Here is a 15,865-nt window from a genome sequence, read left to right on the forward strand (position 1 = left end):
CGCATCCCCGGCCGCGTCCTGACGGCGAACCCCACGACGGGCGCCGCCAATGCGGGTCGCGCCGAATTCCGTGAGAATCTTGCCGCGAGCCCGGCTGGCGAACACCAGGAAACCGAAGCCATCCGCCTCATACCAGTAACCGCCGTTCTCGAGCCCGTCGAGCGGTTGCTCCAGTGCATTGGTAATGGATTCGATGCAGCGGCGCCGCAATTCGGCGGGAGCCGGATAGGGCGGTTGTGCGCCACGCACACTGCACAAGAGTACGTCGAGCCCAGGCAGCACGTGCGCATAAAGGACCGGCTCGTCTTGCGCGCGAGCACGCGCAATTTTGGTGTCGAGCTGACCGAACGGCTTGAAATGCCGTAGTACCGCGAGGAACGACTCATCGCCGTCCACCTTCGCGCGTCTACGCTTTTTCGGGAAGGACATAAAAATTCGCCTGAAAAAGAATTGCAAGAAACGCAGCGTCCTCATGCGACCACTCCCGGCTTCGCGCGCCGCACGTCGATCTTTTATAGCATACGACAAGGCCGGATTCACGGTGATTCGACGACTGCGCCGCCCCACCGCCTCCCGCACGAATCATGCCGAACCGCCTCGCCGCGCGCTTTCGCTTCCCAGCACATCTGTCTCCATCATAGACGCACGAGGCGCGGAAAAAACATCTCATACCAATAAAAAAGTCATTTTTGTGTGGGCGAGCGCATCTTGCCGCTACGTTGAAATATCTCCAATTCACGTCGATAATGGCCCGTCCGGCTGCACTGCGCCATGCTCGCCGATCCCGTCACCGCCAAGGCCGCCAGCGCGGCGCGGCATGGCCGGCATTACGAGCGCCGCGGCTTGAGCGACCCTTTGCGACCCTTCGGGCGAACATGAAACTATTCACGAAGGGTCTGCTGCTGATCGCCGTGCCAAGCGCGGTCGAACTGGCGCTTCTCGGCGTCGTCTTCGATACCCAGGAGCAGACAGCGCAGGCCGCGCAGTGGGTTACCAACAGCAAGCAGATCCTTTATCAGTCGTCGGCCATTGTCGATCCGTTGTTGCGTCAGGCGGCGCGGGTTCGCACCGCCATGGTGATCGGCGACGCGTCGCTGATCGACCGCCATACCGTCTGGGTCGATCTCGGCGATCGTCTGTCGAAGCTCGAAGTTTTGGTTGCCGATGCGCCGCAACAGGTCGAGCGCGTGCACAAGATGCAGCGGGCGATCGACGCCTATCGCGCGCAGACTGTCGCGATCTCGCAGGCGCTGCATGCGGGACGGGCGCCGAATTCGTTCGCCGCGCTGGAGACCGGCGCGTTGCCGCAGCAGATCGCGCTATTTCGCGAGGAACTCGCGGCGTTCGGCGACGAAGCGTCGCGGCTCGACGCGGACCGCTCGGCGGCGCTCGCGCGACGGCGGGCGCGTCAGCAATACGCGCTGATCGGCGCCGTGCTGGGCTCGATGCTGATCTGGGCGGCGACCGCCATGGTGTTTGCGCGCAGCATCGGCCGCCGGCTGGAAGTGTTGACCGGTAACGCGGAGCGTCTGGGCAGCGGGCGCACGCTCGCCGCGCCTTTGTCGGGCAGCGACGAAATCGCCGCGCTCGACACGGTGCTGCATCAGACCGGTACGCGTCTGCGCGAGGCCGAGGCCGAGCAGGCCATGTTGAAAACGCGGCTCGAAGCGCGCGCGAGCGAACTGGCCGGCGTCAACGAGGAGTTGCGTCAGGAGACGCAAGACAATGAAATGTTCATCTACAGCGTGTCGCACGATCTGCGCTCGCCATTGGTGAATCTGCAAGGTTTCTCGAAGGAGTTGCAGGTCTCCTGTAATGAACTGGATAGCGTCGTCGAGGCGGCCAGATTGCCGGAAGCCGAGCATAAACGTATGGTGCATATTCTCGATGGCGACGTGCGCGAGTCCTTGCACTATTTGCGCACCGCGGTGACGCAAGCCGCCGCCATCATCGACGCGCTGTTGCGGATTTCGCGCGCCGGCCGGCTCGAATATCAGTGGCAGCGCGTGAGCGTCGGGCGCGTGGTGGGCCGGGTGGTCGACGCGCTGCAAGGCGTGATCGGCCAACGCTCGGCCGTGGTGACCGTGCGCGAGTTGCCGCCCGCATGGGGCGACCCGGGCGCGATCGAGCAGATTTTCAGCAACCTGATCGGCAATGCACTGAATTATCTGGATCCGGCGCGCAACGGACGCATCGAAGTCGGCGCGCTGGAACCCGAGCCGGTCGAGGACACGGAGCCGCGCGCGGTGCGCATGCGCACGTATTATGTGCGCGACAACGGCCTCGGCATTCCGGCTGCGTATATGTCGAAAGTGTTCAGGGCATTTCAGCGCCTGCACGGCGACGTCGCCGAAGGCGACGGCATCGGCCTCGCCGTGGTGCGGCGCATGGTTGAGCGGCATGGCGGGCGGGTGTGGGTCGAATCGGCGGAAGGCGCGGGTTCGACCTTTTTCGTCGTATTGCCGGAACAGCCCGCACGCCTTTGAACATGACATGAGCGCGCAGACGCGGCGGCAGCGAAGATAATCACGGGCGGGCAGGCATCCACGCATCGTTCAGCACGGAGAGCATATGAGTCACGGGGAAACGGTCAGCATCGTTCTGATCGAAGATGACGACGGCCACGCCACGCTCGTGGAGCGCAATTTGCGCCGTGCCGGCATTTCGAACGGTTTCGTGCGTTTTCACGACGGCCAGCAGGCCCTCGATTATTTCTTCGGCCCGGCGCCGGCGGACGCCGCCGCGAGTGCCGGCGTCGACCAGGCGGGCAAGTCTTGCCCGGCGCGCGAAGATCTGATGAATTTCGTCGTCCTGCTCGATCTGAAAATGCCGCGGGTAGACGGCTTCGAAGTCTTGCGACGTCTCAAAGAATCGCCACAGACGGCCGCCGTGCCGGTGATCGTATTGACCACCACCGACGATCCGCGGGAAATCGCGCGCTGCTACGAACTCGGCTGCAACGTCTACATTACGAAGCCGGTCGAATACGATGCGTTCATCGAAGCCGTGCGCCGCCTCGGGTTTTTCCTGCAAGTGGTCAAACTGCCGTCCGGGCAGCGCCTCGCGGCGCCGTAATGCAACACTCGCATGAAGGTGGCCGAAAGCCGCTCGTGACAAGATAGAGACCACTTGAAGATCCTAGCCAGAGAAGACTCCGCATGACCGAAGACGTGTCCACGCAGCATGCCGCCTACGTGCTCGTCGTCGATGACGACGAAGGCATCCTGCGGCTCGCGCGCAAGTCGCTCGAGCGCGCCGGCTGCCGGGTCGCCATCTGCGCCGGCGTCGACGCGGCCCGTGAGCGGCTCGCGGGCGGCGGCCCCGATTTGCTGGTGCTCGACTATCAACTCAGCGGGCCGGAGACCGGCCTCGACTTCTTTCGCCGGTTGCGCGCGGAAGGCGTGCGGATTCCCGCCATCCTCGTGACCGGCTTTACCGACGAATCGCGCGTCATTGAAGCGCTGCGCGCGGGCGTGTCGGACGTGGTGCCGAAATCCGGCGATTACCTCGATTACCTTCCCGAAGCCGTCGAACGGGTGCTCTCGCAAGTGCGTCTGCAGCGAGCGTCGGACGAAGCCTTGCTGTTGCGCGATCGCGAGCAGCATTACCGGACCTTGTCGGAGGCGTTGCCGCACCTTGTCATGACCTGCAACGCCGCGGGCGACTGCGATTTTCTGTCGAAGCAGTGGTACGACTACACGGGCCTTGCCGAAGGCAGCTCGCATGGTCTCGCCTGGCTCGACGCGGTGCATCCGGACGACCGCGAAGCGATTCGCCGCAGCTGGCTCAAGGCGGTGTCGGGCAACGCCGGCGACTACCGGCACGAGCTGCGGATTCGCCGCCACGACGGCGAATACCGCTGGTTCGACGCGCGGGTGGTGGCGATGCGCGACGCCGAAGGCAACATCAGCAAATGGTTCGGCAGTTGCACGGACATTCATTCGCAGCGCGAGGCGATCGAGGAGCGCGAGCGGCTGCTCGCGTCGGAGCAGGCCGCGCGCCAGATTGCCGAAGAAGCGAACCGCGCCAAGGACCGCTTTCTGGCCATGCTGTCGCATGAATTGCGTACGCCGCTCACGCCGGTGCTCGCGGGCGCCAGCGTGCTGGAGATGATTCCGGGGCTGCCCGATCAGGCGCGCGCGAGCGTGCGCATGATCCGCCGCAACGTCGAACTCGAAGCGCGGTTGATCGACGACCTGCTCGACCTGACGCGAGTGGCGAACGGCAAATTGCGCCTGACGCTGGAAACCGTCGACGTGCACGACGTGATGGACAGCGTGCTCGAACTGTTTCGCAGCGAGATCCAGGTCAAGCAGCAGGACGTGCATGTTCACAAGAACGCCCGGCATCATTACGTGCTGGCCGATCGCGCCCGGCTGCAACAGATGCTGTGGAACCTGATTCGCAATGCCGCCAAGTTCACGCCGGACGGCGGCCATATTTACGTACGCACGCGCGACGAACGCATGCATGTGCAGATCTCGGTCGAAGATACGGGGATCGGCATCGAGCCGGAGCAGATCGGCAAACTGTTCAATGCTTTCGAGCAGGGCAACCAGAACATGACGCGGCAATTCGGCGGTCTCGGCCTCGGGCTCGCGATCACGAAGGCGCTGACCGACGTGCACGGCGGCACGGTGACCGCGCAAAGCCCCGGTGCACATTGCGGCGCAACCTTCACGATCACCTTGCCGACGGCCATGCCGCCGGAGGTAACTTCACCCGTCGTAGTGCCGGACGCCGTGCATCCGGCCGGCCTGCTGAACATCCTGCTGATCGAAGATCACGTGGACACCGCCGAGGTCATGGCGCAACTGATTCGCAGCCTCGGCCACGAGGTGACGACGGTGGGCCGGGTGGACGACGCGCTGGCCGCTACTCAAGTGCAGAATTTCGATCTGGTTGTCAGCGACGTGGGTTTGCCCGACGGCACGGGCCTCGACTTCATCAAGGCGTTCCGCGAACACTCGGACGCGCCCGCGGTGGCGTTGACCGGCTTCGGCACCGACGAAGACGTGCGTCGTTGCCTCAGTGCCGGCTTTACTTCGCATTTAACCAAGCCTGTCAATTTCAGCCAGCTCGAGACGATGATCGAAGGCGCGGTCAGTCGGAAGGAGCAGAAAGAGGTTTGAGGGTGCGCGCCGCGCGCATCGGCTCACGATATGAAAAAGGCCTGTTGCGATTGACTCGCAACAGGCCTTTTGCTTTGCCGGCGGCTGACGTGCCGGAACGTTTAACGCGGTGAGTTCTTCAACGAATCGCGGATTTCGCGCAGCAGCAGCACGTCTTCCGGTGTCGGCGGCGGTGCTGCCGGTGCGGCTTCAGCCGGCTTGCGCAGATTGTTGATGAACTTGACCATCAGGAAAATGATGAACGCGAGAATCAGGAAGTTGATCAGTACGGTGATGAACGAGCCATAACCGAATACGGCGACGCCCGCCGTTTGCAAGTCTTTATACGACTCGGGGCTGCCTTTGAAGCTGGGAGGAATGTCGCCGAGGCGAACAAACTTATTGGAGAAATCGAGGCCGCCGGTGGCAACCCCGACAACCGGCATGATCAGGTCTTTGACAATCGAATTGACGATGGTGGAGAACGCGCCGCCGATAATCACACCGACCGCGAGATCCATCACGTTGCCCTTGAGGGCAAATTCCTTGAATTCCTTGACCATGCTCATAGAGGTTCCTCCCAGAAGTCGATGTTCGAATGATACCAACCTGAGAAGGATAGGCTAGTCTTTTGGCCAGGAACGCGACGTTTTTTTTAAATTGAGGAAACAGTGACTCGCTATGCCGCGCGCGCTCGATATGCGCTGCAAATGTAACCGGGTCGGTATTGGTGCCGCACAACAGAACGCCCACGCGCTTGCCTTGCAACTGTTCGCGCAGCGGGCCGAGCAAGCCGGCGGTGGCTGCCGCGCAGGCCGGTTCGACAGCAAGCTTCAGTTGTCCGAACAAGGTGAGCATCGCCGCGCGCAACTGGTCGTCGGATACCGTGACGAGCTGATCGATATGACGGCGGCACAATTCGTAGCTGTATTCCTCGGTGTGCGGCGACATGAGCGAATCGGCAATGCCGTGCATCTGGCCCATCTTGACCGTGTGATTGGCGGCGAAACTCTTGCCCATCACGTCCGCGCCTTCCGGCTCCACACCATAGATATGCACGTTCGGATTCGCGAGCCGCATGGCCGTCGCGACACCGGCGGCGAGGCCGCCGCCGCCGATCGGCACGATCACCGCTTCGAGATCGGGCGTTTGCGTGACCCACTCGTAGCCGAGCGTGGCCGAACCCAGCACCGTGCGATAGCCGTTGAACGGATGCACGAAATAGCGGCCTTCTTCCGCCTCGATGCGGCGCACCAGTTCGAATGCCTCGGCAATGTTCTCCGCGAATACGATCTCGGCGCGATACTGCCGGCACAGCGCCACGCGCGCCGGATTGGCCGCGCGAAACAGCACGACCTTGGCGCTGATGCCAAGGCGCATGGCCGCATACGCGACCGCCACCGCATGATTGCCGCCCGACACGCACGTGACGCCCGCGCTGCGTTGGGCTTCGTCGAGTGCGAGCAGATTGGTGAACGCGCCGCGCGCCTTGAAGCTGCCGCCCGCCTGCAGCAGTTCGAACTTGAAATTCACCAGCGTGCCTTCCAGCGATGGAAAGTCCACTCTGTCGAATACCGGCGTTCGCGTCACCCACGGCGTCAACGCAAAATGCTGCGCGGCGATGTCGTCGAGCGTGGGGATCGGCTCGCCGTCGATCGTATGGTCGGTGTGTTGCGGCGCGGCAGTTGACATGGCGTGGGCGTGCGAGGGTCGGTATGAGTAAGACTGTTTTCAGGCGGCTCGGTTTCAGTGCGCGTGCGCGTCGACCGACATGCTGTGAATGAATTTCTGCAAGAAGCGCTCGCACGCCACCAGCTGATCCAGCGCGACGAATTCGTTGGCCTTGTGCGCCTGTTCGATGTTGCCCGGACCGCAGACGATGCTCGGAATCCCCGCCAGCGAGAAGAGACCGGCTTCCGTGCCGTAAGCGACCTTGCGCTTGTCCTGATCGGCGGTCAACGCGCGCACCAGTTGCGTGATGGCGGCTTGTTCAGACGAATCGAGGCCGGGCGCCGCGGCAATCTTCGTAATCTCGATTGCCGCCGATGGATGCTCGCGCAACATTTTCGGCAGCAGCGTTTCGCGCGCGTATTGATCGATGCGCGCAAAAATCGGCTCGGGATCGAGCGTGGGCAGGTTGCGGAATTCGAACTGGAACTTGCATTCGGCCGGCACCGTGTTGATCGCATTGCCGCCCACGATCGTGCTGGTTTGCGCGGTGGTGAAGGGCACGTCGTACAGTTCGTCGAACGGGCCTTGCGCGCGGAACTGGTCGGCCATGTCGCGGATGTAGCAGATCAGACGCGCGGCGTATTCGATCGCGTTCAAACCCTTCGGCGTGAGCGACGAGTGCGCGGCCTGACCGCGCACGCAGCACTGGTAGGCGTTGATGCCTTTGTGCGCCACGATGGGCCGCATGCTGGTCGGCTCGCCGACAATGCAGCCGTCCGGCTTCACACCGCGCTTCATCAGGTCGGCAATCAGGAGGGGCGCGCCAGCACAGCCCACTTCCTCGTCGAACGACAGGGCGAAGTGAATCGGCTTGGCGAGTTTGGTGCGCTGCATGTCCGGCACGAGCGCGAGCGCCGCGCCGATAAAGCCTTTCATATCGCAGGTGCCGCGGCCGTAGAGTTTGTCGCCGCGAATTTCCGGCTTGAACGGATCGCTGTCCCATTTCTGGCCGTCCACGGGTACGACGTCCGTGTGACCCGACAGCACCACGCCGCCGTTCGTTTCGCCGTCGTGTGCGGGAATCGTCGCGAACAGGTTGGCCCATTTGCCGCTTTCGTCGTGCGTGAGCGTGGCCTCGATACCGACGGCGCGCAGCTCGTCGCGCACGGTTTCGATCAGGCCGAGATTCGGATTGCGGCTGACCGTGTCCATCGACACGAGACGGGTGACCCAAGGCAGTGAAGCGGGTAGTGACGCAGAGGAGGCGGGATTCGAAACAGAGTCGGGAGACGGGGAAGACTGCGCTGATTCAGCGACGTGCGACATGACAAGGCTCCGGCATTTGAGTCTTTCGATCATACCCAAAAAAAACCCGTCCGTACGCTGCGGTGCGCGTTTGCGCACCGCAGCATGAACGAAAAATGCTACACGTACCGCGGTTTTTCAACGCGGCGCCAGGCCGTCGCCGTCCACGGTCTCAGCGTGCGGCGACACTCGCGGCGGTGCCGCGGCTCGGAGTGCCGAGCGCACGCAAGGTTTCCTTGACCGTGGCGACACGTACCGCAAGATCGGGGCTGCGCGTTTCGATACGCAGCTTGTCCTGGCCCGCGAGCTTGATGTGCTTGTGTTTCTGCACCATCTCGATGATCCGCATCGCGTCGATTGGCGGATTGGGAATGAACTGCAAGCCGATCACGGCTTCGCCGGCATCGATCTTCGAAATGCCCAGCGGCTTCGCGGCAAGCCGCAAACGATGCGTCTCCACGAGCGCGTGCGCTTGCGGCGGCAGCTTGCCGAAACGGTCGATCAACTCTTCCTGAATGCTGTCGATCGAATCGTTGTGTTCGCAATTAGCCAGCCGCTTGTAGAGCGACAGACGCTCCTGCACATCGCCGCAATAGTCCGCTGGCAAAATTGCCGGCGCATGCAGGTTGATCTCCGTAGTCGCGGCGAGCGGCGCGGTGAGGTCGGGCTCCTTGCCTTCCTTGAGCGCCTTCACGGCGTCGTTCAGCATGTCGGTATAAAGCTGGAAGCCGATCTCGTGAATCTCGCCCGATTGCTTGTCGCCAAGCACTTCGCCCGTGCCGCGAATTTCCAGGTCGTGCATGGCCAGATAGAAGCCCGAGCCGAGTTCCTCCATCTGCTGGATCGCTTCGAGGCGGCGCTGCGCCTGCTTGGTGAGCCCTTGCGGATCGTGGACCAGCAGATACGAATACGCCTGGTGGTGCGAGCGGCCCACACGGCCACGCAACTGATGCAGTTGCGCGAGACCGAACTTGTCGGCGCGGTGAATCAGGATCGTGTTGGCGCTCGGCACGTCGATACCGGTTTCGATAATCGTCGTGCACAGCAATACGTTGGCGCGTTGCGCAACGAAGTCGCGCATCACGCGTTCGAGTTCGCGTTCATGCATCTGACCATGCGCGACCGCAATACGCGCTTCGGGCACCAACGCTTCGAGCATTTGCCGGCGATTCTCGATCGTCTCGACTTCGTTGTGCAGGAAGTACACCTGGCCGCCACGCTTCAACTCGCGCAACATGGCTTCGCGAATCACGCTGTCTTCTTCGCGGCGCACGAAGGTTTTGATCGCAAGGCGCTTTTGCGGCGCGGTGGCGATCACGGAGAAATCGCGCAGGCCTTCGAGTGCCATGCCGAGCGTACGCGGGATCGGCGTGGCCGTGAGCGTGAGCACGTCTACTTCGGCGCGCAACGCCTTCAACGCTTCTTTCTGGCGCACGCCGAAACGGTGTTCCTCGTCGATGATCACGAGGCCCAGCCGCTTGAACTGCACGTCGGACGAGAGCAGCTTGTGCGTGCCGATCACGATATCGACCGTGCCCTCGTTGATCTGCTGGATCGCCGCGTTGACTTCCTTGGTCGACTTGAAGCGCGACAGTTCGGCGATCCGCACCGGCCAGTCGGAGAAACGGTCGCTGAAAGTTTGCGTGTGCTGTTCGGCGAGCAGCGTGGTGGGCGAGAGCAGTGCCACCTGCTTGCCGCCCATCACCGCGATGAACGCGGCCCGCAACGCGACCTCCGTCTTGCCGAAGCCGACGTCGCCGCACACGAGCCGATCCATCGGTTTACCGCTCGTCATGTCGCCGATCACGGCCGCGATCGCGGCGGCCTGGTCCGGCGTTTCCTCGAAGCCGAAGCTCTCCGCGAACTTCACGTAGTCTTTCGGTTCGAGTGCGAACGCATGGCCTTCGCGCAGCGCGCGACGGGCATACAGGTTCAGCAATTCGGCGGCGGTATCGCGAATCTGCTGCGCCGCCTTGCGCTTGGCTTTTTCCCACTGGCCCGAGCCGAGCGAGTGCAACGGCGCGCTTTCCGGATCGGCGCCGCTATAGCGCGAGATCACGTGCAACTGCGCGACCGGCACATACAGCTTGCTGTCGCCGGCGTATTCGAGGTGCAGAAACTCGGTCTCGCCTTCGCCGAGATCCATGGTGATGAGGCCCATATAGCGGCCGATGCCGTGCTGCGAATGCACGACCGGATCGCCGACCTTGAGCTCGGACAGATCGCGCACCATCGAATCGACGTTGCTCGCCTGTTCCTGGCGGCGGCGCCCCGCACGACGCGCAAGCGGACCATAGAGCTCGGTCTCGGTGATGATCGCGATGCCGTCGACCGGCACGGCAAAACCGTTGGCGAGCGGCGCGACGCCCAATGAAAAGCGCTCGTCGCTCGTGAGCCAGTCCTGAAAACTGTCGCTCGACGCCGGTTTCAGGTGATTGTCGGCGAGCAACTGCAGCAGCGTTTCGCGCCGGCCTGCCGATTCGGTGGCGAACAGCACGCGATTCGGCGTGGTGTCGAGATACGTGCGCAAGGCCGCTACCGGATCTTCCGCGTGACGGTCGATAGCGAGGTTCGGCAACGGAGTGGACCAGCCGCCGCCGGCGTTGGCAGGCAGCGCGAGCCGCGCGAAGGGCTTGGCGAACGTGAAGAAATCTTCGTCCGACAGGAACAGCCGCTGCGGTTCCAGAATCGGCCGGTCGCGGTCATGCGACAGGAAGTTGTAGCGCTGCTTCGTGTCGTTGGTAAAGCGCCGGATCGCCGCGTCCAGATCGCCGACGAATGCCAGTTGCGCGCCTTCTGGCAGATAGTGGAACAGCGTGGCGGTTTCGTCGAAGAAGAGCGGCAGATAGTATTCGATGCCCGCGGACGGCACGCCGTTGCCGATGTCCTTGTAAATCGACGCGCGGCTCGGGTCGCCCTCGAAGGTCTCGCGCCAGCGGCTGCGAAAAGCGGTGCGGGCGGCTTCATCGAATGGAAATTCGCGGCCCGGCAGCAGGCGCACGTCTTTCACCGGGTACAGGCTGCGCTGGGTGTCCGGGTCGAACGCGCGAATCGAGTCGACCTGGTCGTCGAACAGGTCGATCCGGTAGGGCAAGGGCGAGCCCATCGGATAGAGATCGAGCAGCGAGCCGCGTACGCAGTACTCGCCCGGGCGCACCACTTGGCTCACGTGCTCGTAGCCGGCCAGCGTCAACTGGGCCTTGAGTTTGGCTTCGTCGAGGCGCTGGCCCTGCGAGAAGGAGAACGTATAAGCCGCGAGGAACGACGCGGGCGGCATGCGGTACAACGCCGTGGTGGCGGGCACCAGCAGGATGTCGCAACGGCCTTCGCCGAGATCGTGCAGCGTGGCGAGACGCTCCGAGACCAGATCCTGGTGCGGTGAAAAGGTATCGTAAGGCAGCGTTTCCCAGTCCGGCAGCAGGCGCACGCGCGCCTCGGGCGCGAAGAAGCCGATTTCCTGCGCCAGACGCTGCGCATCGACGGCGCTTTCGCACACGACCGCGAGCAGCGGCACCTTCTCGCGATAGGCGAGATGGTAGCGGGCGATCAGCAGCGCGTCGGACGAGCCGTGCGTGCCGTCGAAGGCGAAACGCTGGCCGGCCTTGACGAGCGCGACGGGCGGGGAGTACTGCGATGATGCGGCGATGTCTGGCATAGATGAGAAAAAACGGCCTCAGGCTCACACGTGACCGGCAAGTTTACGCGTGTCGGGGCGTGGATGCGAAGGACCTATTATAAAATCCGTCCTTTACTTTGACTTCGCGGCATCCGCACTCGTGACTTCCCGTCTATTTGCCCTGATTCCGTGCGCAGGCACCGGCAGCCGTTCCGGCGCCGCGATGCCCAAACAATATCGCACTGTCGCCGGCCGCGACATGTTGCATTACTCGCTGGCGGCGTTCGACGCCTGCAGCGAGTTTGCGCAAACCCTCGTCGTGATCGCCCCTGATGACGCCCATTTCGACGCCCGCCGCTTCGGCGGCTTGCGTTTCGCCGTGCGCCGCAGCGGTGGAGCGTCGCGCCAGGCCTCGGTGCTCAACGGCCTGCACGCGCTCGCCGAGTTCGGCGCCCACGACGACGACTGGGTGCTGGTGCACGACGCGGCGCGCCCCGGCATTACCCCCGCGCTGATCCGCACGCTGATCGGCGCGCTGAAGGACGACGCGGTGGGCGGCATCATGGCCTTGCCGGTCGCGGACACGCTCAAACGGATCGACGCGAACTCGACCGACGGCCGGATCGCGCGCACCGAGGCGCGCGACGGCTTGTGGCAGGCGCAGACGCCGCAGATGTTCCGCATCGGCATGTTGCGCGAGGCGATCCTGCGCGCGCAGGCCGACGGTCACGACCTGACCGACGAAGCAAGCGCGATCGAGTGGCTGGGTCATGCACCGAAACTGGTGCAGGGCAGCTTGCGCAACTTCAAGGTGACTTATCCGGAAGACTTCGATCTGGCCGAGGCGATTCTCAGCCGCCCCGCGGCTTCATGACGGGCAATTTCAAATTTAACGAGCGGACTTGAGGATTTGACGCATATGGATTTCAGAATTGGGCAAGGCTATGACGTGCACGCGCTGGTGCCGGGACGACCGTTGATTATCGGCGGCGTGACGATTCCCTATGAGCGTGGCCTGCTCGGTCATTCGGACGCGGACGTGCTGCTGCACGCCATTACCGATGCCCTGTTCGGTGCGGCCGCGATGGGCGATATCGGCCGCCATTTCTCCGATACCGATGCGAAGTTCGCCGGCGCGGACAGCCGGGTTTTGCTGCGCGAATGCGTCGCGCGCGTGAAGGCGGCGGGCTTTTCCATCGCCAACGTGGATAGCAGCGTGGTGGCGCAGGCGCCGAAGCTGGCGCCGCATATCGAGGGCATGCGCGCCAATATCGCCGACGACCTGGGTTTGCCGGTCGAGCGCGTCAACGTCAAGGCCAAGACCAACGAGAAGCTCGGCTACCTGGGCCGAGGCGAGGGCATTGAGGCTCAGGCCGCGGTTCTGCTGGTCAAGAACTGATTGGTTTGAGAACGCGCGCAGCAGCGGGAACGGCATCGCACTGCGCGCATATCGAGGCTTACTTGTCTTCGGCGGCAATGCACTGCGCGGTCGCGTTGATCACCGCGGCGATCCGGCCAACGTCTCGCAATTGCGTGGAACTCATGCCTTCGGCGACCAGCGTGTCGAAGTGCGACTTCACGCAAAAATGGCACTTGCCGATGATCGACGCCGCCAACGCATACATCTCGAAGCGCCGCTTATCCACTCCGCCGTGCGACGCATAAGCGTTCATGCGCAACTGCGCCGGCTGCGACTTCAGGTCAGCGCTTTCCGTCATCTCGACGTACGGATACCAGACGTTATTCATGCCCATCAGCGCAGCGGCCGTCAGCGCGCCTTGGGTCTCTTCCGGCGACAACACGCCGGCATTGCGAATCGCGTCGACGATCACCGTGCTCTTCGCCGCGAAGGCGGCCGCTAGCGCGACCCCGACGGCGTCATTGCCTTCGAGCGATGAGCGCGCGATCGTCCCATCCAGATTCAGCCGGATGTCTTTCGCATAGTCAGGCACACGCGCCTTAATCGAAGCCAGGAATTCCATTGAGATCTCCTATCAGTTCGTCGATAAAAAAGCCCGCGGCTCGTTCAAGCTTAGCGGGCTTTTGACAGGTCGCACGGTTTAGAGCGTTGCGCCGCCGACTGCGCGGTTGCAAGGACACAGCTCGTCCGTTTGCAGGCCGTCCAGAATACGCAGCACTTCTTCCGGGTTGCGGCCGACGTTCAGGTTATTCACCGAAACGTGCTGGATCGTATTGTCCGGATCGACAATGAAGGTGGCGCGCAGCGCGACGCCTGCTTCCTTGTCACGCACGCCGAGCTGGTCGATCAACTCGCCTTTCACGTCGCCGAACGCGTAATGGTTCAGCTTGTCCAGATCCTTGTGCTCGCGGCGCCAGGCCAGCTTCACGAATTCGTTATCGACGCTGCCGCCCAGCAGCACTGCGTCGCGTTCCTCAAAATCTTTGGCCAGCTTGCCGAACTCGACGATTTCCGTCGGGCACACGAACGTGAAATCCTTCGGGTAGAAATAGATGATCTTCCACTTGCCCGGGAACGACTGCTCCGTGATGTCTTCGAACGCCGAGACGCCGTTTTCCTCAGGATGGTTGAAGCCCGGCTTTGCAGCAGTGACGGTGAACGCTTCGAGTTTATCGCCAACGGTTTTCATGCGAATGCTCCTTCGTGTGTTGGAAAAACAGCATGTTGAGGCTACCAGCTCGTGCAGACGAGCGCGTTACACGTGATTCACTATAACTCTATTGACCTATTAATCCAATAGTTTTTAACTAATTATCGGAGTAGTTGTTATCCAGTGCGGCAGATGGCGGAAAAGGGCGGATGAGACTGCTGCGCTCAGACACCCTTGGCCAGCGGAAACTCGATAGTCACTTCGAGCCCCGGTCCTGGCGTGCGGTTACGCAAGCGCAGCGCGCCGCGGTATCGGCCCACGAGGCGCTGAACGATGGCCATGCCAAGGCCGGTGCCGTTCGCCTGGGTGCGTGCCGAATTCACACGATAGAACGGCCGTGTGACAAGCGCCAGTTGGTCTTCTGGTATGCCCGGCCCTTCATCGACCACGGACAGTTCAACCCGTGAGTGCGACACCCGCGTTTCGAGAATCACGTGCGGAATGCCGTCGCCGTCGCTCAGGCCGTATTTGCGCGCGTTTTCCAGCAGGTTGCCGACCACGCGCCGCATGTCGGTTTCATCGGCCTCGATCACCGCCGACGGCGCGAGCCGCGTAATCAGCCGCATGCTGTCTTCGCTCTGCATGCGCGCGGCCAGTTCTCCTGCGATCACGGAAAGGTCGACAGGTTCCGGCACGCGCTGCACCGGCCGCGCGTAATCGAGGAACCGGCCGATGATCATGTCCATCTGTTCGATGTCGTCGACCATTGCGTCTTTGGTGGCCTGATCCGACGGACTCATTTCGGTTTCGAGACGCAGCCGCGCAAGCGGCGTGCGCAGGTCGTGCGAGATACCGGCAAGCATCAGTGCGCGGTCGGCCTCGAGCTGTTCGAGGTCCTGCACCATCTGGTTGAAACTGCGATTGGTTTCCGCGGCCACGCCCATGCCGCGTTCGGGCAGCGGCTCTGGCGATTGCCCCGAGCCGACTTTGCGAGCGGCCATGGCGAGGCGCGCGAACGGACGATTCACGAGACTCGTGATGAATGCCGCGCCGAACAGCGACAACGCCAGCGCGAACACGCCCCAGCCCGCCCACTGCAAGCCGGTGGCGTTGTCGAGCTGATCGCGGTCGAGCGCGACCCAGTAATCGTCGTCGTCGATCTTGAAGCTGATCCACACGCCGGGAATGTCGTTCACGCTTTGCGCGATTACGGTGTCGTCGCCGAGGCGGCCGCGAATGTCGTGTTCGATCAGCCGGTTCAGCGACTCGTCGGGCTGAAGCTTGTACTTGTCGGTGGTTTCGCGCGGGTACACGCGCACACCCTCATTGCTCTCCAGATCCTGCAGCAGGGCGCGCCGCAGGTCGGGATCGGAATAGAGGAGTGCGGTGCGCGTGAGCTTGACGATGGCGACGAGCTGCAACGCCACGCGCTGCGCGCGCGGCTCGCGTTCGATCACCCGGAAGCTCTGGAACCACGCGGCGAGACTGACTGCGATCAACAGCGCGATCAACAGAAACGTCCGCCAGAAAAGGCCACCGAACGCGAGCGTCAGGAGGCGCCGGTCGATCCGCATGGGCCCTTCTTATCTGAA

At 62.9% G+C, this 15,865-nt stretch carries 12 protein-coding genes and 1 pseudogene; 5 read left to right on the forward strand and 8 right to left on the reverse strand.

Annotation, left to right across the window (positions count from 1 at the left end):
• A partial coding sequence (locus P0D71_RS32460; RefSeq protein WP_408483570.1) for a hypothetical protein occupies positions 1–474 on the reverse strand: 474 nt, incomplete at its 3' end.
• Between the two features lie 401 nt (positions 475–875).
• Here P0D71_RS32460 and P0D71_RS32465 point away from each other — a divergent pair.
• The 3 genes from P0D71_RS32465 to P0D71_RS32475 all read left to right on the forward strand — a co-directional run bounded on the left by P0D71_RS32465 (position 876) and on the right by P0D71_RS32475 (position 5,132).
• On the forward strand, positions 876–2,486 hold the full coding sequence (locus P0D71_RS32465) for a sensor histidine kinase (protein WP_408343460.1): 1,611 nt from the start codon (positions 876–878) through the stop codon (positions 2,484–2,486).
• Between the two features lie 85 nt (positions 2,487–2,571).
• Positions 2,572–3,075, forward strand: coding sequence for a response regulator (locus tag P0D71_RS32470; protein WP_408184648.1), 504 nt, complete (start codon positions 2,572–2,574; stop codon positions 3,073–3,075).
• An 83-nt stretch (positions 3,076–3,158) separates the two neighbouring features.
• Positions 3,159–5,132, forward strand: coding sequence for a hybrid sensor histidine kinase/response regulator (locus tag P0D71_RS32475; RefSeq protein ID WP_408184649.1), 1,974 nt, complete (start codon positions 3,159–3,161; stop codon positions 5,130–5,132).
• Positions 5,133–5,233: 101 nt separating this feature from the next.
• Here the strand turns inward: P0D71_RS32475 and mscL are convergent, their stop codons facing one another.
• The 4 genes and pseudogenes from mscL to mfd all read right to left on the reverse strand — a co-directional run bounded on the left by mscL (position 5,234) and on the right by mfd (position 11,742).
• Positions 5,234–5,680: a large conductance mechanosensitive channel protein MscL gene (gene mscL / locus P0D71_RS32480; protein ID WP_091794425.1), complete on the reverse strand. Its 447-nt coding sequence runs from the start codon at positions 5,678–5,680 to the stop codon at positions 5,234–5,236.
• A 94-nt stretch (positions 5,681–5,774) separates the two neighbouring features.
• A pseudogene (locus P0D71_RS32485) lies at positions 5,775–6,803 on the reverse strand (threonine/serine dehydratase family protein); the annotation flags it as partial.
• A gap of 54 nt (positions 6,804–6,857) precedes the next feature.
• A complete protein-coding gene (gene argE, locus P0D71_RS32490) occupies positions 6,858–8,108 on the reverse strand; it encodes an acetylornithine deacetylase (RefSeq protein ID WP_408483571.1) in 1,251 nt (416 codons plus the stop codon).
• Positions 8,109–8,259: 151 nt separating this feature from the next.
• Entirely contained in the window at positions 8,260–11,742 is a 3,483-nt protein-coding gene (gene mfd / locus P0D71_RS32495; protein ID WP_408292883.1) for a transcription-repair coupling factor, read from the reverse strand.
• Between the two features lie 121 nt (positions 11,743–11,863).
• Here mfd and ispD point away from each other — a divergent pair, with 121 nt between their 5' ends.
• Both ispD and ispF read left to right on the forward strand, forming a co-directional pair.
• On the forward strand, positions 11,864–12,577 hold the full coding sequence (ispD, locus tag P0D71_RS32500) for a 2-C-methyl-D-erythritol 4-phosphate cytidylyltransferase (RefSeq protein ID WP_091794416.1): 714 nt from the start codon (positions 11,864–11,866) through the stop codon (positions 12,575–12,577).
• A 45-nt stretch (positions 12,578–12,622) separates the two neighbouring features.
• Entirely contained in the window at positions 12,623–13,102 is a 480-nt protein-coding gene (gene ispF, locus P0D71_RS32505; RefSeq protein ID WP_408483572.1) for a 2-C-methyl-D-erythritol 2,4-cyclodiphosphate synthase, read from the forward strand.
• Positions 13,103–13,160: 58 nt separating this feature from the next.
• Here the strand turns inward: ispF and P0D71_RS32510 are convergent, their stop codons facing one another.
• From P0D71_RS32510 to P0D71_RS32520, 3 genes are all read right to left on the reverse strand, one after another.
• Positions 13,161–13,685, reverse strand: a complete 525-nt coding sequence (locus P0D71_RS32510) for a carboxymuconolactone decarboxylase family protein (protein WP_091794412.1) — start codon at positions 13,683–13,685, stop codon at positions 13,161–13,163.
• 78 nt (positions 13,686–13,763) lie between these two features.
• Positions 13,764–14,312 (reverse strand): peroxiredoxin, encoded by a 549-nt coding sequence (locus P0D71_RS32515; protein ID WP_091794410.1) that lies wholly within the window; start codon positions 14,310–14,312, stop codon positions 13,764–13,766.
• A gap of 185 nt (positions 14,313–14,497) precedes the next feature.
• A complete protein-coding gene (locus P0D71_RS32520; RefSeq protein WP_007182020.1) occupies positions 14,498–15,847 on the reverse strand; it encodes an ATP-binding protein in 1,350 nt (449 codons plus the stop codon).
• Between the last annotated feature and the right edge of the window lie 18 nt (positions 15,848–15,865).

Origin of the sequence: Paraburkholderia sp. RL17-383-BIF-A (assembly GCF_046028015.1) — a bacterium.
In the GTDB taxonomy this organism is placed as follows: domain Bacteria; phylum Pseudomonadota; class Gammaproteobacteria; order Burkholderiales; family Burkholderiaceae; genus Paraburkholderia.

Excerpts from the sequence above, each read along its gene's own strand:
- P0D71_RS32510 (WP_091794412.1), bottom strand. The coding sequence starts at position 13,685 with ATGGAATTCCTGGCTTCGATTAAGGCGCGTGTGCCTGACTATGCGAAA.
- ispF (WP_408483572.1), top strand. The coding sequence starts at position 12,623 with ATGGATTTCAGAATTGGGCAAGGCTATGACGTGCACGCGCTGGTGCCG.
- P0D71_RS32515 (WP_091794410.1), bottom strand. The coding sequence starts at position 14,312 with ATGAAAACCGTTGGCGATAAACTCGAAGCGTTCACCGTCACTGCTGCA.
- mscL (WP_091794425.1), bottom strand. The coding sequence starts at position 5,680 with ATGAGCATGGTCAAGGAATTCAAGGAATTTGCCCTCAAGGGCAACGTG.
- P0D71_RS32465 (WP_408343460.1), top strand. The coding sequence starts at position 876 with ATGAAACTATTCACGAAGGGTCTGCTGCTGATCGCCGTGCCAAGCGCG.
- P0D71_RS32475 (WP_408184649.1), top strand. The coding sequence starts at position 3,159 with ATGACCGAAGACGTGTCCACGCAGCATGCCGCCTACGTGCTCGTCGTC.
- P0D71_RS32520 (WP_007182020.1), bottom strand. The coding sequence starts at position 15,847 with ATGCGGATCGACCGGCGCCTCCTGACGCTCGCGTTCGGTGGCCTTTTC.
- argE (WP_408483571.1), bottom strand. The coding sequence starts at position 8,108 with ATGTCGCACGTCGCTGAATCAGCGCAGTCTTCCCCGTCTCCCGACTCT.
- P0D71_RS32470 (WP_408184648.1), top strand. The coding sequence starts at position 2,572 with ATGAGTCACGGGGAAACGGTCAGCATCGTTCTGATCGAAGATGACGAC.
- mfd (WP_408292883.1), bottom strand. The coding sequence starts at position 11,742 with ATGCCAGACATCGCCGCATCATCGCAGTACTCCCCGCCCGTCGCGCTC.